The organism is Ruegeria sp. CDSA021 (assembly GCF_059612325.1).
This window is the reverse complement of the sequence record NZ_JBXWQJ010000011.1, coordinates 1-23,866: the sequence shown is the minus strand read 5'-3', so window position 1 is coordinate 23,866 and position 23,866 is coordinate 1. Positions and strand designations below refer to the sequence as shown.

The 23,866-nt window shown below is 57.2% G+C and carries 25 protein-coding genes, 2 tRNA genes, 1 pseudogene and 1 riboswitch; of the genes and pseudogenes, 12 read left to right on the top strand and 16 right to left on the bottom strand.

Annotation, left to right across the window (positions count from 1 at the left end; translation table 11 throughout):
- The first annotated feature begins 207 nt into the window (after positions 1–207).
- A tRNA-Thr gene (locus tag AC2FLD_RS14980) sits at positions 208–283 on the top strand.
- 732 nt (positions 284–1,015) lie between these two features.
- Here AC2FLD_RS14980 and dxs read toward each other — a convergent pair.
- The 6 genes from dxs to AC2FLD_RS14950 all read right to left on the bottom strand — a co-directional run bounded on the left by dxs (position 1,016) and on the right by AC2FLD_RS14950 (position 6,273).
- Positions 1,016–2,944, bottom strand: a complete 1,929-nt coding sequence (gene dxs / locus AC2FLD_RS14975) for a 1-deoxy-D-xylulose-5-phosphate synthase (RefSeq protein WP_496670143.1) — start codon at positions 2,942–2,944, stop codon at positions 1,016–1,018.
- Positions 2,945–2,960: 16 nt separating this feature from the next.
- Complete coding sequence (locus tag AC2FLD_RS14970) at positions 2,961–3,827, bottom strand: polyprenyl synthetase family protein (protein WP_496670142.1); 867 nt, start codon at positions 3,825–3,827, stop codon at positions 2,961–2,963.
- A complete protein-coding gene (locus AC2FLD_RS14965; RefSeq protein ID WP_050604532.1) occupies positions 3,828–4,070 on the bottom strand; it encodes an exodeoxyribonuclease VII small subunit in 243 nt (80 codons plus the stop codon). It abuts the gene before it with no gap.
- Positions 4,067–4,993 (bottom strand): histone deacetylase family protein, encoded by a 927-nt coding sequence (locus tag AC2FLD_RS14960; RefSeq protein WP_496670141.1) that lies wholly within the window; start codon positions 4,991–4,993, stop codon positions 4,067–4,069. The genes AC2FLD_RS14965 and AC2FLD_RS14960 overlap by 4 nt, the downstream gene beginning before the upstream one ends.
- A gap of 69 nt (positions 4,994–5,062) precedes the next feature.
- On the bottom strand, positions 5,063–5,764 hold the full coding sequence (locus tag AC2FLD_RS14955) for a response regulator (RefSeq protein WP_050604530.1): 702 nt from the start codon (positions 5,762–5,764) through the stop codon (positions 5,063–5,065).
- Entirely contained in the window at positions 5,761–6,273 is a 513-nt protein-coding gene (locus AC2FLD_RS14950) for a MarR family winged helix-turn-helix transcriptional regulator (RefSeq protein WP_050604529.1), read from the bottom strand. Before AC2FLD_RS14950 ends, AC2FLD_RS14955 begins: the two co-directional genes overlap by 4 nt.
- 159 nt (positions 6,274–6,432) lie before the next feature.
- Between AC2FLD_RS14950 and AC2FLD_RS14945 the strand changes: the two genes are divergently transcribed.
- The 5 genes from AC2FLD_RS14945 (at position 6,433) to AC2FLD_RS14925 (ending at position 10,967) form a co-directional block, all read left to right on the top strand.
- Positions 6,433–7,299, top strand: a complete 867-nt coding sequence (locus AC2FLD_RS14945) for a branched-chain amino acid aminotransferase (protein WP_496670140.1) — start codon at positions 6,433–6,435, stop codon at positions 7,297–7,299.
- A 106-nt stretch (positions 7,300–7,405) separates the two neighbouring features.
- Entirely contained in the window at positions 7,406–8,356 is a 951-nt protein-coding gene (locus AC2FLD_RS14940) for an AraC family transcriptional regulator (RefSeq protein WP_496670139.1), read from the top strand.
- A 111-nt stretch (positions 8,357–8,467) separates the two neighbouring features.
- Positions 8,468–8,833: an SPW repeat domain-containing protein gene (locus AC2FLD_RS14935; protein ID WP_050604526.1), complete on the top strand. Its 366-nt coding sequence runs from the start codon at positions 8,468–8,470 to the stop codon at positions 8,831–8,833.
- Between the two features lie 137 nt (positions 8,834–8,970).
- Positions 8,971–10,539, top strand: coding sequence for an alkaline phosphatase D family protein (locus tag AC2FLD_RS14930; RefSeq protein ID WP_496670138.1), 1,569 nt, complete (start codon positions 8,971–8,973; stop codon positions 10,537–10,539).
- Positions 10,540–10,748: 209 nt separating this feature from the next.
- Positions 10,749–10,967, top strand: a complete 219-nt coding sequence (locus AC2FLD_RS14925) for a hypothetical protein (protein WP_496670137.1) — start codon at positions 10,749–10,751, stop codon at positions 10,965–10,967.
- A 35-nt stretch (positions 10,968–11,002) separates the two neighbouring features.
- Here AC2FLD_RS14925 and cobO read toward each other — a convergent pair whose 3' ends face one another.
- The 5 genes from cobO to AC2FLD_RS14900 all read right to left on the bottom strand — a co-directional run bounded on the left by cobO (position 11,003) and on the right by AC2FLD_RS14900 (position 14,952).
- On the bottom strand, positions 11,003–11,602 hold the full coding sequence (gene cobO / locus AC2FLD_RS14920) for a cob(I)yrinic acid a,c-diamide adenosyltransferase (protein WP_496670136.1): 600 nt from the start codon (positions 11,600–11,602) through the stop codon (positions 11,003–11,005).
- A 56-nt stretch (positions 11,603–11,658) separates the two neighbouring features.
- A complete protein-coding gene (locus AC2FLD_RS14915) occupies positions 11,659–12,594 on the bottom strand; it encodes a DMT family transporter (RefSeq protein ID WP_496670135.1) in 936 nt (311 codons plus the stop codon).
- Between the two features lie 45 nt (positions 12,595–12,639).
- On the bottom strand, positions 12,640–13,302 hold the full coding sequence (locus AC2FLD_RS14910) for an HD domain-containing protein (RefSeq protein WP_496670134.1): 663 nt from the start codon (positions 13,300–13,302) through the stop codon (positions 12,640–12,642).
- Complete coding sequence (gene aroC / locus AC2FLD_RS14905) at positions 13,286–14,386, bottom strand: chorismate synthase (RefSeq protein ID WP_496670133.1); 1,101 nt, start codon at positions 14,384–14,386, stop codon at positions 13,286–13,288. The genes AC2FLD_RS14910 and aroC overlap by 17 nt, the downstream gene beginning before the upstream one ends.
- A gap of 125 nt (positions 14,387–14,511) precedes the next feature.
- Entirely contained in the window at positions 14,512–14,952 is a 441-nt protein-coding gene (locus AC2FLD_RS14900) for a 6,7-dimethyl-8-ribityllumazine synthase (protein ID WP_496670132.1), read from the bottom strand.
- Between the two features lie 129 nt (positions 14,953–15,081).
- Positions 15,082–15,281: riboswitch (FMN riboswitch) on the bottom strand.
- A gap of 54 nt (positions 15,282–15,335) precedes the next feature.
- Here AC2FLD_RS14900 and AC2FLD_RS14895 point away from each other — a divergent pair.
- Both AC2FLD_RS14895 and AC2FLD_RS14890 read left to right on the top strand, forming a co-directional pair.
- Positions 15,336–15,950 (top strand): FMN-binding negative transcriptional regulator, encoded by a 615-nt coding sequence (locus tag AC2FLD_RS14895; protein ID WP_496670131.1) that lies wholly within the window; start codon positions 15,336–15,338, stop codon positions 15,948–15,950.
- A gap of 70 nt (positions 15,951–16,020) precedes the next feature.
- Positions 16,021–16,629 (top strand): glutathione S-transferase, encoded by a 609-nt coding sequence (locus tag AC2FLD_RS14890; protein WP_496670130.1) that lies wholly within the window; start codon positions 16,021–16,023, stop codon positions 16,627–16,629.
- A 22-nt stretch (positions 16,630–16,651) separates the two neighbouring features.
- Here the strand turns inward: AC2FLD_RS14890 and AC2FLD_RS14885 are convergent, their stop codons facing one another.
- Positions 16,652–17,095: a c-type cytochrome gene (locus tag AC2FLD_RS14885; protein ID WP_050604516.1), complete on the bottom strand. Its 444-nt coding sequence runs from the start codon at positions 17,093–17,095 to the stop codon at positions 16,652–16,654.
- 464 nt (positions 17,096–17,559) lie between these two features.
- Here AC2FLD_RS14885 and petA point away from each other — a divergent pair, with 464 nt between their 5' ends.
- Genes petA through AC2FLD_RS14870 form a run of 3 tightly spaced genes read left to right on the top strand, consistent with a single transcriptional unit; the run spans position 17,560 to position 20,299 of the window.
- Positions 17,560–18,144, top strand: coding sequence for a ubiquinol-cytochrome c reductase iron-sulfur subunit (petA, locus tag AC2FLD_RS14880; RefSeq protein WP_050604515.1), 585 nt, complete (start codon positions 17,560–17,562; stop codon positions 18,142–18,144).
- A gap of 14 nt (positions 18,145–18,158) precedes the next feature.
- The gene (petB, locus tag AC2FLD_RS14875; protein WP_050604514.1) at positions 18,159–19,490 is read left to right on the top strand and encodes a cytochrome b; all 1,332 of its coding nucleotides are present in this window, start codon (positions 18,159–18,161) and stop codon (positions 19,488–19,490) included.
- A 17-nt stretch (positions 19,491–19,507) separates the two neighbouring features.
- A complete protein-coding gene (locus tag AC2FLD_RS14870; RefSeq protein ID WP_050604513.1) occupies positions 19,508–20,299 on the top strand; it encodes a cytochrome c1 in 792 nt (263 codons plus the stop codon).
- Between the two features lie 144 nt (positions 20,300–20,443).
- Here the strand turns inward: AC2FLD_RS14870 and mtaB are convergent, their stop codons facing one another.
- Both mtaB and dapF read right to left on the bottom strand, forming a co-directional pair.
- Complete coding sequence (gene mtaB / locus AC2FLD_RS14865; protein ID WP_496670129.1) at positions 20,444–21,700, bottom strand: tRNA (N(6)-L-threonylcarbamoyladenosine(37)-C(2))-methylthiotransferase MtaB; 1,257 nt, start codon at positions 21,698–21,700, stop codon at positions 20,444–20,446.
- On the bottom strand, positions 21,697–22,530 hold the full coding sequence (dapF, locus tag AC2FLD_RS14860; RefSeq protein WP_496670128.1) for a diaminopimelate epimerase: 834 nt from the start codon (positions 22,528–22,530) through the stop codon (positions 21,697–21,699). Before dapF ends, mtaB begins: the two co-directional genes overlap by 4 nt.
- 220 nt (positions 22,531–22,750) lie before the next feature.
- On the opposite strand from dapF, the gene AC2FLD_RS14855 reads away from it, so the two are divergent.
- Positions 22,751–22,826 (top strand) — tRNA-Lys (locus AC2FLD_RS14855).
- 101 nt (positions 22,827–22,927) lie between these two features.
- On the opposite strand, the gene AC2FLD_RS14850 is transcribed toward AC2FLD_RS14855, so the two are convergent.
- Positions 22,928–23,500: a recombinase family protein gene (locus AC2FLD_RS14850; protein WP_496670127.1), complete on the bottom strand. Its 573-nt coding sequence runs from the start codon at positions 23,498–23,500 to the stop codon at positions 22,928–22,930.
- 270 nt (positions 23,501–23,770) lie between these two features.
- Positions 23,771–23,866 (bottom strand): annotated as a pseudogene (locus AC2FLD_RS14845) (IS5/IS1182 family transposase); the annotation flags it as partial.

Below are 23,866 nucleotides of genomic sequence, written 5' to 3'. Positions count from 1 at the left end.
TAATGAAACTGAGTCAATTCGACTTCGGAACCGTTACAAAAATTCCACAGTCCGGGATTGCCTTTCGCTGGATCGGTCGCGATCTGAACAGATGGCGTCGGTCAGTGCATACCAACATAAAAACGCGCGCAAGTGGGCTTGCAGGCCGCATACTGACGGTTTAAACGAGCCATCGCACCCGTTTCACCAGTTGCGGGTGATTTCGGTGCCGCTGTAGCTCAGCTGGTAGAGCACGTCATTCGTAATGATGGGGTCGGGGGTTCGAGTCCCTTCAGCGGCACCAGTTGTCTTAGCAAATTGGTCTATCGCATTTTGACAAAAAACGCGGCCAGTAATGCCCTTGGCTTTCGCGTCATTGGAAGCAGAGAGTCTCGCCTGACCCGTCTTGGCGGGGTGCAAAAACTGCGGTGCTGGTCCGCCCGTCGGACAATACGCCCGTTGCCTGAACAGGTTCCAGAAAGGCGCCTTCTTCGATGCGTTCCGTTCGGTACGATCCGGTTGTCATATCGGAACATTCGAACTCACCCGAGATGACACGAGACGCTCTGGCAGAAAACTTTCCGGAACACACGGCGTTTGAAGTCTGAAGGCAAAAATTGCCTCTGTAGGCGCCCGGAAGCCACCAGGCGACGCCGTCAAAATCGCTCCCGTCAGACAGCTTGCCACTGATGGTATTGAAAGTGCCTGAATAGCTTACCTTTGTAACTGATTTCTCTTTACTTGATCCGTCGTCACAGGCGGCGGTTAATGAGAAAACCGCCAACATCACTATGGCAGTAGAAAAATGTCTTTGACCCATTGGCTATCCCATCAATGAATGAAATTTCGTATCGGTTTTCTAATTCTTTTGTTGGTCAATTTGTGACCAGTACACTTTACAGAGCGTGTATGAATGCGGTTCGGTTCGTCAACGATTTTGAAAGGGTGTGCCAGCCCAAATTTCTTCCAACGGCAGCAACCCAAAGAGTCCCGGTTCTCGTTGCGGTAAGAAAGGCTTGAGGCAATTTGGTTTTGCTCAGGCGCGCTTTTCCCCAATGGATACCACGCCCAGAACGTCCAGAACCTTAGCTTCGATTTGCTCGGAATTCATACCGGCCACTGCATACATGTCCGCTGGGCTGGCCTGATCGATGAAGGTGTCGGGCAAGACCATCGAACGGTACTTCAACCCTTGATCAAAAACGCCTTCATCCGCCAAAAGCTGCGCGACATGGCTGCCAAAGCCGCCGATTGCACCTTCTTCAATGGTGATCAGCGCTTCGTGGTTGGCGGCCAGATCCAGGATCAACGCGCGGTCCAGCGGCTTGGCAAAGCGGGCATCGGCGATGGTTGGGGTTATGCCTTTGCCCGCGAGGGATTCTGCGGCTTTCTGCACCTCTGCTAACCGCGTTCCGAAAGACAGCAATGCCACGCGCGCGCCCTTCTGGATCATGCGGCCCTTGCCGATCTCAATCACGTCTCCTCGTTCGGGAAGGTCCACACCAACGCCTTCGCCGCGCGGATAACGGAAGGCGATGGGGCCTTTATCATATGCAACGGCTGTTGCCACCATATGCATCAACTCGGCCTCGTCCGCGGCGGCCATGACGACCATGCCCGGCAGGTTGGCCAAATACGCAATATCGAACGACCCGGCATGGGTGGCACCGTCGGCGCCTACCAAGCCTGCGCGGTCAATGGCGAAACGTACTGGCAAACGCTGGATCGCCACATCATGGACCACCTGATCATAACCGCGCTGCAGGAAGGTCGAATACATGGTACAGAACGGTTTCATACCGCCAGCTGCAAGCGCGGCCGAGAACGTCACCCCATGCTGCTCGGCAATCGCAACATCGAAACAGCGCGACGGGTAGCGTTCTGCAAACAGGTTCAGACCGGTGCCGTCCGGCATGGCGGCGGTCACGGCGACGATCTTGTCATCGCGTGCGGCCTCTTCCACCAAAGTCTTGCCAAAGACTGACGTATAAGACGGCGCGTTGGACGGTGCCTTCTTCTGCTCGCCCGTCACCACGTCGAACTTTGCCGTTGCATGACCCTTGTCGCGGGCTTGCTCGGCAGGAGCATAGCCCTTGCCCTTTTTCGTCAGAACGTGGATCAGGATCGGGCCGGTCGCCCGCGCCTTGACGGTGCGCAGCACTGGCAACAACTGGTCCAGATCATGCCCGTCGATGGGGCCGACATAAGAAAAGCCAAGCTCTTCGAACAACGTACCGCCGACGGCCATGCCTTTCAGCATTTCCTTGGCGCGTTTGGCGCCTTCGCGGAATGGCTCGGGCAGAAGCGAGACCGCGCCTTTTGCGGCAGCCTTCAGATCGTGGAACGGCTCTTCCGCGTAGATACGGGACAGATAATTGGACAAGGCGCCCACTGGTGGTGCAATGCTCATCTCATTGTCGTTCAGAATGACGATCAGACGTTTGCCGAGATGGCCCGCATTGTTCATCGCCTCAAATGCCATGCCTGCGGACATCGAACCGTCGCCGATCACGGCAATTGCGTCGCCCAGACCTTCAGGTGTGACACCACCCAGATCGCGGGCCACGGCAAAACCAAGTGCTGCACTGATCGAGGTGCTGGAATGTGCCGCGCCAAAGGGGTCATAGGGGCTTTCGCTGCGCTTAGTAAATCCGCTCAACCCGTCCTTCATCCGTAAGGTGCGGATACGGTCGCGGCGCTCGGTCAGGATCTTGTGGGGATAGCACTGATGACCGACGTCCCAGATGATCTTGTCGCGCGGCGTATCGAACACAGCGTGCAGCGCCGTTGTCAGTTCGACTACGCCCAAACCAGCCCCGAGATGCCCGCCGGTGACGGACACGGCCGAGATCGTCTCGGCCCGCAATTCTTGCGCCACCTGATTCAACTGAGCGTCCGAGAACTGCTTGAGATCCGCGGGGCGGTTCACAAGGTCCAGCAAGGGCGTATTTGGTCGGTCAGACATGTGGCGCGTTCCTGGCTTAGCTGTCCCGGGCAATAACGAAGCGTGCGGCGTCCTTCAAGGTTTCTGCTGACGCACTGTACCCGTCCAACGCAGCACAGGCCGCTTCAACCAGCTCTGCCGCGCGGGTTTTGGCCGCCTCGAGACCCAGAAGCGAAACAAAGGTCGCCTTGCCCGCGTTTGCGTCTTTCTGCAGCCGTTTTCCGGCTTTTGCGACATCACCCTCGACGTCCAGGATGTCATCAGCAATTTGAAAGGCAAGCCCAAGGGCCCGCGCATAGTCGCGCAGAGGGGCCGGATCGGCTTGCGCCAGCCGCGCACCCGCGCAGGCAGACCATTCGATCAGCGCGCCTGTCTTGCCCGCCTGCAAACGGGTGATTTGTTCCAGCGTCAAAGGCGTGGCCGCTGTTTCTGCGGCAATGTCCAGCGCCTGACCCAGAACCATGCCTTGTGCTCCGCTGGCCTGAGCCAGCGTCAGAGCCAGATCTGCACGCATTTGAGCATCGCCTACTTCGGGCCGGGTACACAACTCGAACGCCAGGGTCTGCAACGCGTCGCCGGCCAGAACGCCGATCCCTTCGTTCCATTTCACGTGAACGGTGGGTCGCCCACGTCGCAGATCGTCATCATCCATGCAGGGCAGATCATCATGGACCAGAGAATAGGCGTGCAGCGCTTCGATCCCCGTGGCAGGCCAGATCGAGCGGCCCTCATCCACATCATGCAAACGCGCGCTTTCCTGCACCAGAAACCCGCGCAACCGTTTGCCGCCTTGTGTGGCATAGGCCATAGCTCGTGTTACGTTGATGTCGTCCAGCGCACCCAGAACCAGATCAAAGTGATCCTGAATGCGCGCCGCATCGTGCGCCAATCTTTCGGGGAACATTTACTGACCTTCGACAGGCGTGGTCCCGGTGGGTTGCCCTGTGGCATCCAGAGTGATCGCGGCCACTTTCTCTTCAGCCCGCTTCAACTCGTCTTCGCACCGTTTCTTCAGGGCCGCTCCGCGCTCATAAAGCGCGATCGACTGATCCAACGCCACGTCGCCGCGTTCAAGCTGGCCCACAACGGCCTCAAGCTCTTTCATGGCCTGCTCGAATGTCATCTGCTCAACTGGGGTATCGGTCATCGTGCTGCCTTCATCAATTCTTCCACGTGGGCGCGTGTGGCCTCGGCCAATGCGTTCAGATCATACCCGCCTTCCAGAGTCGAGACGATACGGCCCTCACAAACCTCATCGCCAATCTTGCACAGCTCGGCTGTGATCCACGCAAAGTCACCGTTGGACCAGTTCAGATTGGCAAGCGGGTCGTCCTGATGGGCATCGAATCCGGCGGAAATGATGATCAGGTCAGGGTTGAACGCCCGCAACCGCGGAAACGCCTGAGACACGTACGCCGCGCGCATCTCGGTGCCACCGCTGCCCGGTGCCAGGGGGATATTCAAAACCGTGTCGTGAACACCCGTCTCGTCCCTGCGACCTGAGCCGGGCCAGAGAGGCATCTGCTGGCTGGTGATCACCAGAGCGCGCGCTTCGTCCCACAGCAGATCCTGCGTTCCATTGCCGTGATGGACGTCGAAATCGACGACGGCGACCCGGTTCAGCCCGTGATGGTCCAGCGCATGTTTCGCTGCCAAGGCGGCATTGCCAAACAGGCAAAACCCCATGGCTGTCTCGGTTTCTGCATGGTGTCCCGGTGGGCGAATGGCGCAGAACGCATTCGCCACATCGCCACTAAGTACCAGATCAACAGCCCGCACCACCGCACCTGCTGCACGATAGGCCGCATCGACCGAGCCCGGTGACATGAACGTATCCCCATCGATCTGTGCGAACCCGTCCGAAGGGCGTGCGGATCGAATATCGCGAACATAACCTTCCGGATGCACCCGCAACAGATCGTCATCAGCCGCCAGCGGAGCCGTCACACGTTTCAGGTCCAACCCCTCTAGGGCGTGCAAGATATGCTCCAGACGCGCCACCCGTTCAGGGTGGCCCTCAGGAGTGATATGGCCTAGACAATCGGCATGGGTCAGAAGGGCAGTTGTCATTGGAATCCCATCTTCATCTGGCTAAAAATATCCTCGCCGAAGGCCTGAACACGCCGCGTGGCGGCACATTCAATCCGGCGCCAGCATATAACCTGCGCCCCGCACGGTCTGCAAATAGCGAGGCTGCTTTGGGTCTTGCTCGATCTTGCGCCGCAGGCGCGTGATCTGAACGTCCACCGCGCGCTCCTGTGCCTGACCCTTGTCACGCCCCAGATCCTCGACCAGCTTCGCGCGGCTGATCGGCTCGCCGGGCTGGGCCGAGAAAATCTTCATCAACTGGCTCTCTGTCGCGGTCAGCCGTACCGGATCTTCTTCCTGCCACATTTCGCCCCGCTCAATGTCGTAGCGGATCGGGCCGAGGTATAGGATCTTTGCCGCCGTTTCCTCGGCTGGAGTTTCTGGCATCCGGCGTAGAATCGCGTTGATCCGCAGCAACAGTTCCTTTGGCTCGAACGGTTTCGCCAGATAATCATCCGCCCCGACCTCAAGCCCCGCAATCCGGTGTTCGGTTTCCCCTTTGGCGGTCAATAGAAGGATGGGGGTGCTGTGTGTCTCACGAAGGGATTTTGTGAGGCTGACACCGTCTTCGCCTGGCATCATTACGTCCATGACAATCATGTCGAAATCCAGGCCCGACAAGACCCGCCGCGCATGGGCGGCATCCCGCGCTGCGGTGACCAAAAACCCGTTTCGCATCAGGAATTTCTTAAGCAGATCGCGAATGCGCTCGTCGTCGTCAACAATCAGCAGATGGGCATCCATATCGCTCATGAGGTCGTATCCCGAAGTTTCGTATAAGCATGACGCATATCAGCATCCATCATTGCTTCAAGCACTTTGCGGAAACCAGTCACGGCGTCGGGGCCGGCATCCTTGTAAGCGGCGCGCATTCTTGAGCGCTGAGCATCTGACAGCGTGGTTTCCAGCGCCTGTCCCTTTTCTGTAAGAAATAGGTGGCGTTCGCGTTTGTCCACCGTGCCCACGCGGCTTTCCACCAGACCATCTTCGATCAGGCTTCGTAAAACCCTGTTTAGAGACTGTTTTGTCACGCCAAGGATAGCTAACAAGTTGTTGACCGTAGTGCCCGGCGCGCGGTTGATGAAGTGGATCGCGCGGTGGTGGGCGCGACCATAGGCCAATTCCGCGAGGATACGATCAGGATCCGCGGTGAAGCCGCGATAGGCGAAGAACATGGCCTCGATCCCCTGTCGTAATTGTTCATCGGTCAAAAACAACAGGCTCTCGCCCCCATAACGCGGGGCTGGGCGGATGTCGGACATGGTACGCCTCATTCGTTACTCGGGGCCTAGTTTATGTCAGCGTTATTGACATTCCAAGAGTAGAGCGGTATCGAATCGCAGTTTTTGCGCAATATTATGTCCGCATCGGACTTAATCGGCGCAACAATCGCAAATTCAACCCGGTTCAGGAGGTTTCGCATGGCGGGGTATGATGATCGTGATGGCACCATTTGGTTGGATGGCAAGTTGGTGCCCTGGCGCGACGCCACTGTGCACATTCTGACCCACGCAATGCACTATGCATCGTCCGTATTTGAAGGCGAGCGCGCATACAACGGCAAGATCTTCAAAAGCCGCGAACATTCCGAGCGCCTGATTGCCTCGGCCGAGGCGCTGGACATGCCAATGCCCTATTCGGTTGATGAAATCGAAGCAGCCAAGGAAGAAGTCCTGAAAGCCAGCGGTCTGCAAGACGCTTATATGCGTGCCTTGGTCTGGCGCGGATCCGGCGAAGACATGGGTGTGGCCTCGGCCAAGAACCCAGTGCGCATGGCAGTCGCGGTCTGGCCTTGGGGGGCTTACTATGGCGATGCCAAGATGCAGGGCGCAAAGCTGGACATTGCCGAATGGAAACGCCCCAGCCCTGAAACCATCCCGGTTCACGCCAAGGCGGCAGGTCTTTACATGATTTGCACCATCTCGAAGCACAAGGCCGAAGCCAAGGGATGCTCGGACGCTTTGTTCATGGATTGGCGCGGATATGTGGCCGAGGCCACCGGCGCGAACGTGTTTTTCGTCAAAGATGACGAGGTTCACACGCCTCTGGCAGACTGTTTCCTGAATGGCATCACCCGACAGACCGTCATCCAGATGCTGAAAGACAAGGGCATCACAGTGCACGAACGCCGCATTAAGCCCGAGGAAATGGCTGACTTCGAACAATGCTGGCTGACCGGTACGGCTGCCGAAGTTACGCCTGTTGGGCAGATTGGTGAGTACACCTTCGAGGTCGGCGACCTGACACGCGACATCGCGGAAGACTACGAGAAACTGGTCCGTTCGTAAGCGTTCTACCCCCGCCAAGGCGGGGGTTTTGTTGCAGAACGTGCAAATTATTGTGCAATCCGTCCGGTGATCTGGACGAATTGCCCGAATCACGTATGTTCAGCGCATGTTGGATCTTCTCAGCGATATTCTCACCCGCCTGTCCTTGCGAGGCACGTTTTACTTCCGCACATCGTTCACACCACCCTTCGGCATTCAGGTGCCGGGGTTCGAAAACGTGGCCCGGTTTCATTTTGTGCAGCGTGGCGAGCTCAAGGTATACGTCTCTACCACAGGGGAAACCCTGCGGCTAAGGCAGGGGGACCTGATATTGATCCCACACGGCGCACCACACGCGTTGCTATGTGCCGAAATAAAGCCGCTGGATGCGTTGCCTCTGGAGCAGGTGTTGGAGATTGCGGGTTACACGGGCGACGGTGTGTTGGTTTATGGCGGTCATGATGAAGAACGGGATACGCAACTGATCTGCGGTCATTTCTCGTTCACTGGCCCAGCCGGACGAAAAGGCGCAGGGCACATGCTGATCGACCGCTTGCCGCCCTATATTCTGTTAGAAAACTATGGCGAAGAGGCCGGGTCGTGGATGGAATCGACCTTGCGTATGATTGGCTCTGAGGTTTCAGGCGCAAGGATTGGCGGGGATCTGATCGCTTTGAAACTGTCCGAAGTTCTGTTTGCTCAGGCAATCCGGGCCTATCTGGAACGTCAGAGCCCACAGGATTCCGCGTTGGCAGGATTTGCTGATCTGCGCATCTCGCGGGCCCTGACCGCATTCCACCAAGCCCCGGCCGAGGATTGGAGCGTTGCGTCTTTGGCACGAGAGGCCGGTATGTCGCGCACTGCCTTTGCTCAGCTTTTTGCCGAGAAGATGGGGACAACACCGATGCAGTACCTCACGGACTGGCGGATGCAGATCGCCTGCCACGGCCTGACCGAGGCGCGTTGGAACGTGGCGGATGCAGCGGCCGAGGTTGGGTATGCCTCTGAAGCCGCGTTTTCGCGCGTGTTCAAGAAACAGGTTGGGCTGTCACCGGCGGCGTACCGCGCCACGCATTAATACGCCGAGATTTCTGAACGATCTGCATGTTTTCTGATACGATTAGGAATGCAACGTTCGGATCAGGCTTCCTATTTTCTTTTCATCACTGATTGAGAAAAGGAAGCTCTTATGTCCCTGCGTTTCGTTACCCGCTCTGTCCACGCCTATCTGGATTACCCGGTTGCCATTGCACTGATGACGTTGCCGTTCCTGCTGGGGTTGGGTCAGTCCAACCCGTTGGCTCTGTGGCTTTCGGTTGTCACCGGCGTAGCCGCGTTTGTTCTCACAGTTCTCACAGATCACCACCTGGGTATTTGGCGTGTCCTGCCTTACAAGTTTCATCTGGCCGTAGACTTGATCGTCGGGATCACCTTCCTGTTTGCGCCCAGCGTTCTGGGTTTCTCAGGTTTGGATGCTGCATTCTATTGGCTGAACGGTGCGGCTGTGGTGCTGGTTATCTCGCTCAGCGCGCCCGAGCAGGAAGTCGCCGCCTGACGACGTTGTCCACACCTGTCATGGTATCATCATGATAGTGTCAAGAAACTGAGCCGCCGGTTTTACAAATCGGCGGCTCATATTGGTGCACCAATCGCGTGATCGAGGAATCGGTCATCAGACAGGAGAGCCCCACTATGACCAAGATCTTTCGCCCAAACCGCCGTTCTTTTCTGGCAGGCAGTACCGCCTTTGTCGCATCGCTGGCCGTGCCAGCCATCAGCCGTGCCGCATCGCGCCCCGTATTCACACACGGTGTTCAATCTGGCGATGTCGATACGACATCGGGCATGATCTGGACCCGCACTGATCGACCGTCTCGCGTGATGATGGAAGTTTCGACTACTGAAAGCTTTGCGGACGCCCGCAAACTCGCGCCGATGGATGCCATTCCGAACAGCGATTTTGCCATCAAGCGCCTGGTCGATGGCCTGCCGTCAGATCAGGACATATTTTACCGGTTCGTTGCCGCCGATCTGAGCGACATCAACGCCGTATCAGAGCCTATTATTGGGCAATTCCGCACCGCACCGACGTCACGCCGCAACGTTCGTTTTGCCTGGTCCGGTGACACGGCTGGGCAGGGATGGGGTATTGATGATGAAGGTATGCGCACTTACGCAACCATGGCACAGTACAAGCCTGACTTCTTCATTCACTCAGGCGACACCGTCTATGCTGATGGCCCTATGAATGATGAGGTCGAGAAGGACGGCCAGCTGATCTGGAAGAACTCGACCCTGATCGACGAGAAACGAAAAGTGGCCGAAACGCTGGACGAATTCCGCGCTCAGTGGAAATACAATATGATGGACGAACATGTGCGCGCCATGAACGCCCTTTGCCCGACCTTCTTCCAGTGGGATGACCATGAGGTTGTGAACAACTGGTCTGATGCAAAAGACCTGATTTCGGATGATCGGTACACCGAGAAGTCGGTGCATGTTCTGCAATCGCGCGCCGGGCGCGCCTTCCACGAAATGACACCGCTGCGCATCACGCCAGCAGAGCCCGGGCGTGTGTATCGCAAGATCTCATACGGGCCGATGCTGGACGTCTTCTTTCTGGACCTGCGCAGTTATCGCGGGCCTAACGGCCCCTCGATGGATGATGAAATCACAGAACAGTCCCGCATTCTGGGCGCCGAACAACTGGCATGGCTCAAGCAAGAGCTGGCGTCTTCGCAAGCGACTTGGAAGGTGATTGCCTCGGATATGCCAATTGGGCTGATCGTCTGGGACAATTGGAAAGAACAGGCCGGAGCAGAGGCGATCTCAAACGGTGATAGTGGACCGGCCAAGGGTCGCGAGTTGGAGATCGCTGATCTGCTGCGTTTCATCAAAACGGCTGGCGTCACCAACACGGTCTGGTTCACGGCGGATGTGCATTATACCGCTGCGCATTACTATGACCCTAACAAAGCTCAATTCCAGGATTTCGAACCGTTTTGGGAGTTTGTTTCGGGCCCGCTGCACGCGGGAACTTTTGGTCCAAACGCGCTGGATGGCACATTCGGCCCCGAGGTCAAATTCGTCAAAGCACCCGCCGACGGGCAGGGGGTAAACCTGCCGCCCAGTGAAGGTCTGCAGTTCTTTGGTCTGGTGGACATCGATGGCGCGACCGAGCAGATGACGGTTCGCCTGATGGACCGGGCAGATACCGAACTGTGGTCGGTTACGCTGGACCCGCAAAATCGCGCGCTCTGATTTCCGGTACGAACCTGTCTAGCACCCCGAGTTATTTTCGGGGTGTTTTTTGACTTGAAAATTCCGACTAAAACAGTCAGGTTGCAGGCAGCGCCAGATGATGTACCATCAAGCTCAAAGTTTCGGGGTGGTTTGTAGGCTTAGCATGATCTTGGTGAGAGCCTGCCGCCGCTCCGGAAACGACTCTGTCTGATCAGAACGAGGTTAAAATGCGCGAGTCTCTAGATGAATTAATGGCACGCCATGACGCACTGGCTTCGTGTGGATGCACCTGTTGCGACAGTGACTACTGCGCCTATGTCGACCGCAAAAAGCCGCGCCGCGACAATGTCGAAGCGACGCCGCCTGAAAGATCAGAAGTTGGTGATCTTACCCCACGTGCCTCGCTTAGACAGATTCTTGAAACGACCCTGAGCCGCTTTGGCTGATTGACGCGGGCCAGGAGGCCCATGTCAGATACAGATCAAAAGTCCACGCCGCGCTGTGCTTTGATCCCCGCCTGGAACGGGTGTTTTTCTTCGGTCATTTCAGTGACCAGATCAGCATAGTCTCGCAGCGCCTGTGGGGCATCACGACCAGTTAGGAACACACTGGTCTTGTCCGACCGCTCGTTCAGGCCGTCGATCACGTGTTCTACCGTCAGGTATTCATAGCGAAGGGCGATGTTGATCTCATCCAGTACAACCAGATCGTATTCGCCACTGGACATCAGGGTGCGCGCCTTGTCGAAAGCGGCGTTTGCGGCGGCGATGTCGCGCTCGCGATCCTGCGTGTCCCAGGTGAAGCCTTCACCCATCGTGTGCCATGTGACCAGATCGCGTTCCTCAAAGAATCGGCGCTCGCCTGTTTTCCACTTGCCTTTAATGAATTGTACCACGGCGACCTTCTGGCCCCAGCCCAGCGCACGGATAACCACGCCAAAGGCGGCCGAAGATTTGCCTTTGCCCTTGCCGGTGTTGATCAAAACCAGACCGCGACCGGGGTCAACCGCCTCGGACACTTTCTTGCGGTGCTTGGCTTGCACCTTCTGCATCTTTTCCTTGTAATCCTGCGTGTCGCTCATGGGGGAACCTCGTTGATTGTCCGGCCCAACCTAGGCGAAGATTACAAAAGGTAAAGTCACGCTTTGGGGTCCGTAACCGACCGGGCCTTGCCGCGCTCGAGCCCCAACTGGTGTTCACGCCAGATCACAACGACATTGCCGGCGATCACCAATGCAGCCCCGATCAGGATTGCAAGCGTTGGAAGTTCGTCAAACCAGACATAGCCGATCACGATCGCAAACAGCATGGTCGCATAATCATATGGTGCCAGCATCGAAGCTTGACCGAAACGATAAGAGGACGTGACCAGAATCTGCGCAACCCCGCCGATCAGGCCCACCATGACCAGAATTAGAGCCTGATTCCACGTTGGCATTGACCATCCCCAGAACGCTGTCAGCGCCGACAGTAGCGTCGCGGTCATCGAGAAATAGAAGACAATTGCTGCAGGATGATCGACCTTGACCAATTGCCGGATATGGATCTGAACAAAAGCCCGGGCGATAGTAGCCCCCAAAACACCCAGCGCGCCGACGGTGGCGGCGACCTCCATCTCGGTGCTGCCCAGGCGCGGCCAAATCATGATCAGGACCCCTAGCAGGCCAAGAGCCACCGCGCCGATGCGGATCAGGCGAATCCGTTCTCCCAGCATCACAGCAGCCAGAATCAGGGTGAAGATTGGCGTGGCATATCCAATTGCCGTCACTTCGGGCAACGGCAGCAAGCTGAGGCCGGTGAAAGTAAGCCCCATGGCGCCGGTTCCCAGAACACCGCGCCAGAAATGGCCCATGGGTTTCTTGACCACAAAGCCTCTGGACAACTCTCCACGCGCGATGAGCCAAATAATGATGACAGGAATCGCAAACAGAGACCGGAAGAACACCAACTGGCCCGGCGGGAACTCGTCCGATAGCGCTTTGACCACGGCGGACATCGACGTGAAAAGGAACAGAGCGCCCAGTTTCAGCGTTACTGCCAGCAAAGGTCGATGCGATGTTAAGGGTTTCGTCATCGGCGCGAACCTGCGCCTTTGGCGGGAAAAGATCAACGGGTGCGTTCAGCCACTGACCCATGTTTGAGGTAAAGAATTGCCGATTTCTTCGGCGAATTCTTTAAGAAAGCGGATCATACGCTCGGTGCGTTGTTCGGCAATCTGCCTTCCGGTCTCGGTCAGCATGTCGCCGGGCAGGGACAGCAGCTTGACCTTCCAATGGTCGAGTGAGAAATGCAGGTCGTCCAGAGACCGGTTTTGGGCAAAAGGATCCGCCGGATCATAAAGTGTGCGCCCCAAAGCACCGGAGACGGAAAAGTTACGGGCGATACCGATGGCACCCAAGGCGTCAAGTCGATCTGCATCACGCAGAATGCGCGCTTCGACCGTTTCCGGAGTGATATTAGCCGAGAAGCTATGGGCTTCGATCGCGTGTTGGATGGCACGGATCTGGGGCGAATTATATCCTAGTTCCGCCAAAATAGGCTCTGATATCGCTGCGGATCTGCGAGAGGCCAGATGCCGGTCCGGATCGTCCTTTGGCAGATTTACAAGATCATGCAGATAACTTGCGGCCAGCAATACCGACATATCGGTTTTTTCATCCGCGATGGCATGCGCGTTGGTCCAAACACGATCCAGATGGGCCAGATCATGGGCCGGATCGGTCTCCATGCGGTGCGCGACCACCGCTCGCAGGCGCGTGCGCAGATCAGCCGATCCGTCCACGGTTCTCTCCGATCTGGCCACGATGCAGCAGCAGGTGGTCGAGGATCACGCAGGCCATCATCGCCTCCCCCACTGGAACGGCTCGGATGCCAACGCAGGGGTCATGACGGCCTTTGGTAATGATCTCGGTTTCCTCGCCCGATTTCGTGATTGTCTTTCGTGTTGTCAGGATTGACGAGGTCGGCTTGACCGCAAAACGCACCACGATGTCTTGTCCGGTCGAGATACCGCCCAGAATGCCACCGGCGTGGTTCGAGCTGTATTGTGGACCATTTTGGCCCATGAAGATTTCATCCGCGTTGGCTTCGCCTGTCAGTTCAGCGGCAGCCATGCCTTCGCCAATCTCGACGCCCTTGACGGCGTTGATGGACATCATCGAGGCGGCCAGATCAGTGTCTAACTTGGCATATACTGGCGCACCGATCCCGGCGGGGACACCACGCGCGACGACCTCGACGATTGCTCCCACCGAGTTGCCGGACTTACGCAGGTCGTCCAGATACGCGGCCCAATCTTCTGCGGCTGATGCGTCGGGTGTCCAGAACGGGTTCTGTTCGATCTGAGACCAGTCGAATTTAGCGCGATCAATCTTATGCGGTCCGATCTGGGTCATGTAACCCGAGATCTGCACGTTGGGCGCAATCTGCTTAATCGCCTCGCGTGCCAGTCCTCCAGCGGCGACACGTGACGCGGTTTCCCGCGCCGAACTGCGCCCGCCACCGCGATAGTCGCGGATGCCGTATTTCTGCCAGTAAGTGATATCGGCGTGGCCCGGACGAAACTTGTCCATGATATCACCGTAGTCTTTCGACCGCTGATCGGTATTTTCGATCATCAGTTGGACGGGTGTGCCAGTAGTCTGGCCCTCAAACACGCCCGAGAGGATTTTCACCTGATCGGGTTCGCGCCGTTGGGTGGTGAACTTGTTCTGCCCCGGTTTGCGCTTGTCCAGCCAGTGCTGGATCATGGCTTCGTCGATTGCAACGCCCGGAGGGCACCCGTCGACCGTGGCGCCCAAAGCAGGGCCGTGGCTTTCACCCCAAGTGGTGACGCGGAAAAGATGTCCAAAGCTGTTCATCGACATGGGGTGTACTCCTTTGAGGGTTGTGATTAGCGGGCAAGGCCCCCGGCCTCAAGCGGATTTGGCCTTTGATGACGTGAACGCCGCCCGGTGGGCGGCGCATTTGAGTATTTTGGAAAAGATGAAGCTCAGGCGGCCTGCGCGACTTTCGCGCGGGTGTCTGCGATCATCAGCGCGGCCTGAGCCGCTTCGCGCCCTTTCTGAACGAAATGGTCGCGGTAAATGGCGTTGTGGTGGTCGGTCTCCTGATATTGATGCGGCGTCAGCGAGACGGACAGGACGGGTATACCCGTGTCCATTCCAGCGCGCATCAATCCATCGACGACGGCCTGTGCGACGAAATCGTGCCTGTAGATGCCGCCATCGACGACAAAAGCGGCACAGGCAACGGCTGCATATTTGCCGGTTTGGGCCAGGTCGCGGGCCAGCAGGGGCATTTCGAACGCGCCGGGGACATCGAAGACATCGACCTGATCGGTGGGAATGAGCTCCAAAAACCCGTCCAACGCGCGGTCGACGATATCAGAATGCCAGTTGGCTTTGATGAAGGCATAGCGGGTGTGTGTCATCATGATCTCCTTTCAGTTTGGTGGCCTGCTGGCGGTCGCGAAAATCGCTTCTCACTTTTCGCCGCCAGCACGGTATGACACGTCACCCAAGGCGATCACGGGCAAGCACGCCGCTGGGCGGCGCTACTCACACGTTCTCTTTCATCCGGACTGTAACCGTCGGCTCTGGCTTCTCACCAGATCTGCTGACACCCTTTGGTGCTTCTACAATTTGTCCGAAAACCGGTTTCCACTTTTCGGATCGTAGACACTGCGGGGCCGCTCGCGGGCTTACGGATCATCGCCCGCATACCGCCGGTGGGGAATTTCGCCCCGCCCTGAGAACAAGTTGGACCTTGCATAGATCGGACCCTGTCTGCAACAGATTTGACAGGAGGACCACCATGCACCCGAACCCCGCCTTCCGCGCCGAGGACCGCGCGCGCCACATTGATTTTGCACGTGACCGAGGATTCGGCGTGCTGGCATTATCTGCGATTGGTGCCCCCCTGTTGAGCCACGTGCCGTTTCTTTTGTCAGATGATGGTCGGGTGGCCGAGCTGCATCTTGTACGCTCAAATCCTATCGTGCGGGCTTTGGGCGCGCCGAAAAATGTCAAGATCGCTGTGCAAGGACCAGATGGGTATATCTCGCCGGATTGGTATGAGGTGGAGGATCAGGTTCCGACCTGGAACTACGTGGCCGTGCATTTGACCGGGCAGCTGGAGCTGCGTCCGCAGGACGAGATGTTGGATCTTTTGAACAGGCAATCGGCTTTCTTTGAAGAGCGCCTGCTGCCTAAACCGCCATGGGGTACGGGCAAGATGTCAGACGAGGCTCTGACCAAGATGATGCGGATGATCGTGCCATGCCGAATGCAGGTCGAGGATATTCAGGGCACATGGAAGTTGAGCCAGAACAAGACCGATGATGTGCGCGCCCGGGCATCTGAACAGGTTGCGTCCTCGGGGATCGGGTCCGAACTGACGGCTCTGCAAGAGTTCATGCACAAGGCTTAGCCGTCGGTGAAGTGTAGTCTTTTGTTTTTGCGGACCTCCTGTAAGGTCGGCGCAAAGAGGGAGTCTGCCGATGAAACTCTACCACAGTCTGACGTCGCCCTATGTGCGCAAAGTCATGGTTTTGCTGCATGAAACAGATCAGCTTGAAGACGTTGAGCTGGAGACGGTGGCTGGAACGCCGATTGCACCGGCTGAGTCGCTGGTCAGCAAGGCGCCTTTGACCAAAGTTCCGGCGCTGGAACGCCCGGATGGCCCGACATTGTTCGATAGCCGCGTGATCTGCGCATTTCTGGATGCCCGTTCCGGCGGAAAGCTTTATCCTGAGAATGCTGGTCGTTGGGACGTTCTGACGCTCGAGGCGCTGGCCGACGGGATTCTGGATGCGGCCCTTTTGATGACTTACGAGGATCGCCTGCGCCCAGAAGCCAAAAAGTGGGACGCCTGGATCGAGTCGCAGTGGGTCAAGATCGATCGTGCCTGCGCGGTTCTGAACCAGCGCTGGATGGCGCATTTGTCCGGCCCGTTGGACATGGGGCAGGTCGCTGTCGGCTGCGCGCTGGGCTATCTGGATCTGCGCCACGATGCGCGGGGTTGGCGCAAGGGCAATGATGCGCTTGCAACTTGGTTTGCGGAATTTGGCGAGCGACCCAGCATGGTGGCCACCCGCCCACAGGTCTAAGGCATCCGCAGCCACGCCTGCGTTACTGGCTGAACGTCGCCAGATACGCGGCGATATCTTCCGCACCTTTCTTGAGCTTGACGCTCATGTTTGGGCGGGCGGTATCGTCATCGAGGTAGTCCTTGATGAACCCGATCGGGTCTTTGGAGTAGGCCGCAATGTTTTCTTCGGTCCAGACCAAACCTTCTTCACCGGCGCGGATCATGTCATCGGTGAACATTCCAACAGGCAAGCGTTCACTGCCATAACGGTAGTCGTTCTCGGATCCGGCGACTCGCCCGATAACGCCATAAAGATTCGGCCCGGTGATTCCACCTTTGACCAGCACTTCTCCGTCCTTGATGATGGCATGGCACGAGGAGCAGCGGTTATACATCGCCTTTCCCTTTTCGGGATCACCTGCGGCAAGGGCCTGATTGGATAGGGCCAATGTAAACACAGCAGTGGCCAGGAGGGTTTTTGACATGGGGGGTCTCCTTACTGGAGTTCGCGCGTTTTGCCTGCTGTCCTGTATTCGCGCAAAAAGTGCAACGAAGTAAAAGTGCACAATTTGCAATTTAAATCATCTATTTCGGGAATATGATTTTCCTGAAAACAATCCCGTTCCTGCCGGCTTGATTGTGAGCATCCAGCGCGCAAATCAGTGGTGCTCGAAATCAAAAATACACACCTGTTGGAACGTATTGAGGGCATACGCTGGCAATCGAATCAAGCTGGCCTGATTCGAGCTCACGAACAAAGTTGAGCGCGAGATTCACCAAAAAAACAGCTCCGGTAGCCATATGAAGCGTCACATGCGGCGTATTGCGCGTTTATGAACGCTGGACGAACACTATTCTCCCCGATAGTAAGCGCGTTTAAGACGCCGCTTTCACGCGGTGCGCGAGCTTTTTGCCCGTCCGCGGGCGCCAGACAACCGGAGATAACCTCGTGTCCCACGCAGAAGACCACGAAGGCACCCGCAGAGATTTCCTGTATTACGTCGCTGGCGGCGCAGGTGTCGTTGCGACGGGTGCAGCCGTATGGCCCCTGATCAACCAAATGAACCCGTCAGCAGACGTGCAGGCGCTGTCGTCGATCCGCACGGATGTAAGCGGGGTCGAGCCGGGTACACAGCTGACCGTCAAGTGGCTGGGCAAACCCGTCTTTATCCGCCACCGCACCGGTGCCGAGATTGCCGACGCGCAGCAGCAGGACGAGGAAGCCGTTGGCAACCTGCCTGATCCGCTGGCGCGGAACTTCAACCTGAATCCGGATGCACCTGCAACTGACGCCAACCGCGTGATGCCTTCGCCCGAAGGCGAAGCGGCAGGTGCCTGGATCGTTCAGATGGGCGTATGTACGCACCTCGGTTGTGTGCCTCTGGGAGATGCTGGCGACTTTGGTGGCTGGTTCTGCCCCTGCCACGGTTCGCACTACGACCTTGCCGGTCGTATCCGTAAAGGCCCCGCGCCTGAGAACCTGCCTGTCCCGCCTGTTGAGTGGGTCGACGCAACAACCATCAAACTCGGCTAAGGGAGACCCAGTTTATGTCCGGAATTCCCCACGATCACTACGAGCCGAAGTCAAACGGCGAGAAGTGGCTGAACAGCCGTCTGCCGATCGTCGGCCTGCTGTATGACACCCTGATGATCCCAACCCCCAAGAACCTGAACTGGTGGTGGATCTGGGGCATCGTTCTGGCCTTCTGCCTGGCGCTGCAAATCGTCACCGGTATCGTTCTGGTGATGCACTATACCCCGCATGTCGATCTGGCCTTCGCCAGCATCGAGCACATCATGCGCAACGTGAATGGCGGCTATATGCTGCGTTACATTCACATGAACGGCGCGTCGCTGTTCTTTGTTGCGGTCTACATCCATATCTTCCGCGGCCTGTTTTACGGTTCGTACAAAGCCCCGCGTGAGATCACGTGGATCATCGGTATGCTGATCTATCTGATGATGATGGGCACCGCCTTCATGGGCTACGTTCTGCCCTGGGGTCAGATGTCCTTCTGGGGAGCGACTGTTATCACCGGCCTGTTTGGCGCGATCCCGTTTGTGGGCGAAGCGATCCAGACCTGGCTGCTGGGCGGACCCGCGGTGGACAATGCCACGCTGAACCGCTTCTTCTCGCTGCACTACCTGCTGCCTTTCGTTATCGCGGCGCTGGTGATCGTGCACATCTGGGCCTTCCACACCACCGGCAACAACAACCCGACAGGTGTTGAGGTTCGCCGTGGCTCGAAAGCCGAGGCCGAGAAAGACACGCTGCCGTTCTGGCCATATTTCGTGATCAAGGACCTGTTCGCGCTGGCCGTTATCCTGGTCGTGTTCTGGGCCATCGTCGGCTACATGCCGAACTATCTGGGCCACCCGGATAACTACATCGAAGCCAACCCGCTGGTGACACCGGCGCATATCGTGCCCGAATGGTACTTCCTGCCGTTCTACGCGATCCTGCGGGCCTTCACCGGTGAGGTCTGGGTTGTTCAGTTCGCCAGCTTCATCACCGGCGGCATCGTCGACGCCAAGTTCTTTGGTGTGATCGCGATGTTCGGTGCGATCCTGGCTATGGCGCTGGCGCCCTGGCTGGACACGTCGAGCGTGCGTTCGGGCAAGTACCGTCCGATGTTCAAATGGTGGTTCTACCTGCTGATCATCGACTTCTTTGCCCTGATGTGGCTGGGTGCGATGCCTGCGGAAGAGCCCTATGCGACCTTCTCGCTGATCGCGTCCGCCTACTGGTTCGCCTATTTCTTCGTGATCCTGCCGATCCTCGGTGTGATCGAGAAGCCTCTGGCACAGCCCGAGACGATCGAAGAAGACTTCAACGCGCATTATGGCAAGGCTGACGCCGACGCCACGCCGGCCGAGTAAGAAGAGGGACCGGAAACATGTTCAAGAAACTTGCAATCGGCGCCGCGTTTGCTCTGGCCCTGACCCCTGCTGCATCCATTGCGGCAGGCGGTGGTGAGCAGCATATCGAAGATTTTGCCTTCTCGTTCGAAGGCCCCTTCGGTACCTGGGATCAACATCAGCTGCAGCGCGGCCTGCAGATCTATACCGAGGTCTGTGCCGCCTGCCATGGCCTGCAATATGTACCTCTGCGCGATCTGACAGCGCTGGGCTATTCGGAAGAAGAAGTTATCGCTTATGCAGCGGAAAACTTCGAAGTGTTCGACCCTGAGCTGGACGACTTCCGCCCGGCAATCCCGACAGACCATTTCCCGGCCAATACTGGTGTTGGCGCACCGGACCTGAGCCTGATGGCCAAGGCCCGCGCGGGCTTCCACGGGCCTTACGGTCTGGGCATCAATCAACTGGTAAAAGGCATGGGCGGTGCCGAGTACATCGCCTCGCTGCTGGACGGCTACACCGGTGAAGAGAAAGAAGAGGCAGGCTCTGTCCTCTACGAAAACAAAGCCTTCCCCGGCGGGTGGATTTCGATGGCACCGCCGCTATCGGACGAACAGGTCGACTTTGCTGACGGACATTCAAACTCTGTCGAACACATGTCGGAAGACGTCTCAGCCTTCCTGATGTGGGCGGCCGAGCCGAAGATGATGGAGCGCAAGAACGCTGGCTTTGTTGGCGTGATCTTCCTGACCGTACTTTCGGTGCTGCTCTACCTGGTTAACAAGCGCCTTTGGGCACCGCATAAAGGCAAGCTTCGCAAAGAAGATTGATCTTTTTCGGGAGATAGAAATCAAAACCCCCGCGCCGTCAGGTTGCGGGGGTTTTTCTTTTTCTGGTCGTATAAAAGGGGCCAGTCCCTTCTTGGCCTTCGGCCAATTCATCCCCGAGATATTTTTGGCCAGATGAAGGGCGGATCAGGCTGTAAGCTGGGTTGCGGTCTGTCCGGTGATTGCCGTGATTACGATCTGACCTTCGGGCTGAGGCGTGTCGAAGGTTACTTCGGTGAATTGCTCGGTCCGGCCCATATGAGGGTTTTCCATCAGGATGTGATGGGTCTTGCCGAACTGTTCCGACAGGTGCCTGGATACCTGAGCGTCTCCGGCCGCGCGCAGTCGGGCGGCGCGGTCTTTGATGACGGTCCCATTTATCTGTTGTGGGATCCGCGCAGCTGGTGTGCCGTCGCGTTTGGAATACGGGAATACGTGCAGCCATGTCAGGTCACAATCATTGACCAGCTTGAGCGAGTTTTCGAAATGCGCCTCAGATTCGGTTGGGAACCCTGCGATGATATCGGCACCAAAAGTCATGTCGGGGCGCAGTTTGCGGGCGTCCTCGGTGAAGCGGATCGCATCATCGCGCAGGTGGCGGCGTTTCATACGCTTAAGGATCAGGTCATCCCCGTGTTGCAGCGACAGATGCAGGTGCGGCATCAGGCGCGGCTCGGTCGCTATGGCCTGCATCAAGTTCTCGTCGACCTCGATCGAGTCGATCGAACTGATCCGCAGGCGTGGCAAATCTGGCACCAGCTTGAGAATACGCATCACCAGATCGCCCAGTTTGGGTTGAGCGGGCAGGTCGGCCCCCCAAGAGGTCAGGTCAACGCCGGTCAAAACCACCTCGTTATAGCCCTTGTCCACCAGCCGTTTGATTTGATCGACAACAACGCCCGCAGGGACGCTGCGCGAGTTGCCCCGGCCGTAGGGAATGATGCAAAAGGTACAGCGGTGGTCACAGCCGTTTTGGACCTGCACATAGGCACGTGAGCGTGTGCCAAAGCCGTCGATCAGGTGGCCGGCCGTTTCGGTGACTGACATGATATCGTCGACCTGAACCGCCTCGGTCTCGCCAATGAAATCGGCGGCCATGCCTTTCCAGGTGTCGGGCTGCATCTTCTCGGTATTGCCGATGACCGCATCCACCTCGTCCATTTGGGCAAAGGTCTCGGGTTCCGTTTGGGCGGCGCAGCCCGTGACGATCAGACGGGCGTGGGGGTTTTCGCGCCGCAGCTTGCGAATCTCTTGCCGGGCTTTGCGAACAGCCTCGGCTGTGACCGCGCATGTGTTGACCACCACAGCGTCCGTCAGACCCGCCTGCTGCGACAGTTCTTTCATCGCCTCGGTCTCATAGGCGTTCAGGCGGCAGCCCAGAGTGGTAAACTTGGGCGGGTTCATCCCAACGACCTCAAGAATTCCGGTGTCAGCGTGCCCGAAAAGACATGGGCTGTTGGCCCGGTCATCCAGACTCCGTCCTCGCGCCAGTCGATCCAGAGAGTACCGCCGTCCAGGTCGATCTGAACTTTACGACCGGTTAGCCCGCGCCGTGCCGCGGCGACGGCTGTTGCACAAGACGAAGAGCCGGAGGCTAGGGTGATGCCTACTCCGCGCTCCCACACCCGCATTCGGATGCGGTCCGGCCCTGTAATCTGCGCCACCTGCACATTGGTCCTTTCAGGATAGAGGGGATGGTATTCATAGCGCGCGCCGAACTCCGCCAGCGGAATCGCCTCGGCGTTTTCGACGAAGAATGTGCAATGGGGGTTGCCCATGCCGGTTGCCGTTGGCGCCCCTTCTATCGGCAGTTCCAACGTATCCATCTGTTCGGCCAATGGGATTTCGTCCCATTTCAGCTGGGGTGATCCCATGTTGACCGATGTCAGCCCTTCGCCCTCATCTTTCGCGTAGAGCGTTCCACGTTCGGTGGTCAAAGTTAGCTCCCCGCTTCCAGCCTCATCCATCAGAAACCGCGCGATGCAGCGTGTGGCATTGCCACAGGCGGCCGAGGTCGATCCATCGGAATTGTAGAAGACCAGATGCGCGTCCGCTTTGCCATTTTCGATTACGGCCAGTTGGTCGAAACCCACGCCAAAGTGTCGATGCCCGATTCCCTTTGCGAGAACCGGGGTGATCTGGAAATCGCGGCCGCGCGCGTCCACGATGACAAAGTCATTTCCCAACCCATGCATCTTCATGAAGGGCAAACCGGTATCGAGTCTCTGTTGCATAGCGGCGATATAACCCCGGTCAGAACATGAATCCACCCTGTTGCGCAGAATCCTGAAAAAAGGGGTTGACCCCCCTGCGACACCTGCCTAATTAGGCCGCCTATCGGGTCGCCGGAAACACAAGTTGTGATGGTGAAACGAGGCGTAAAATAAGGGCTTGAACCTGATCAGGGAATTGCCTTAAAGAGCGCCACGGATCTAAAAGATCCAGCAAAAGAGTGGGCCGTTAGCTCAGTTGGTAGAGCAACTGACTTTTAATCAGTGGGTCGCAGGTTCGAATCCTGCACGGCTCACCACTTTTTTCAATTAAAGTAAACACTTAACCACTTCAGCACGCTCCTGAGAAGTATAGTAGGTACATACTATTCCGAAAAACGTGCTGAGTGATTTTGTTGGGTCAGTCAGAGTTTAGGTATTCCCGTGCTTTTGCCGCAACTGGCCGGTTGGCAAACTTTGCGTATTTCTGAGTTTGCTGGACTGTTGCGTGACCTAGAAGATGCGAAACCTCTTCCAATCTCATACCCTTGTTCAACATGCGGGTGGCATATGTGTCGCGGCAGGAATGGATTGTTGCCTTGCCTTTGTCTATTCCCTCTCGCTGCCGCTCCAACATGATCTCCCGTTCGAATTGAGAGATGGACCCAAGGACATTCAGCATAAGCTTCCCTGTAGCTGAGGAAGTATCAAGGGACATGTCGAGTACTCTCAGTGCGATGCCTCTCTTGGTTAGCTCATCCACGATCTCTCCCAGATGTCTGACTGAACGAGCAAGGCGGTCAAGCTTGGTGACTATGAGGACATCTCCTTCTCTGCAGAAGCTGAGAGCTTCACTGAGCGTCTCTCTACGTGCAACAGAGGAGACTTGTTCGGAGTAAATTTTCTCGCATCCAACTTCTGAGAGTTTCTTCTGTTGGGCTTCCAGTCCTGCTTGTTGTTCCAGTGTAGATGTTCTTGCGTATCCAATGATCATGGTGGTGATCTCCTTTAGGTTCCTAGACGTTGAGGCAATTGCTTGCCAAAAGCCGGGATCGACTTCATTGCCACCATTTCCGCCACCCTCGGCAGATGGACACAAAACCTTGGCCTATTGGCAGAGTTTTCAGCTGGAATCTAAGGGGTGGGGGGTTTTGGAAACCGACTTCAAAAAGGAGGGGGATTATTGTTCTTATTATTGCGGCTGAAAAAATCGCTTGGTTGTCCCGTTAAGAGACTTCTGCATACTCTAAGCTAGGCTCAGGACTCATAGCCAATAGATGACCAGTGCGGCGAGTGCGATGGCTGACAGGAAGACTTTCGGGCATCTATCGTAGCGGGTTGCCACACGTCGCCAGTCCTT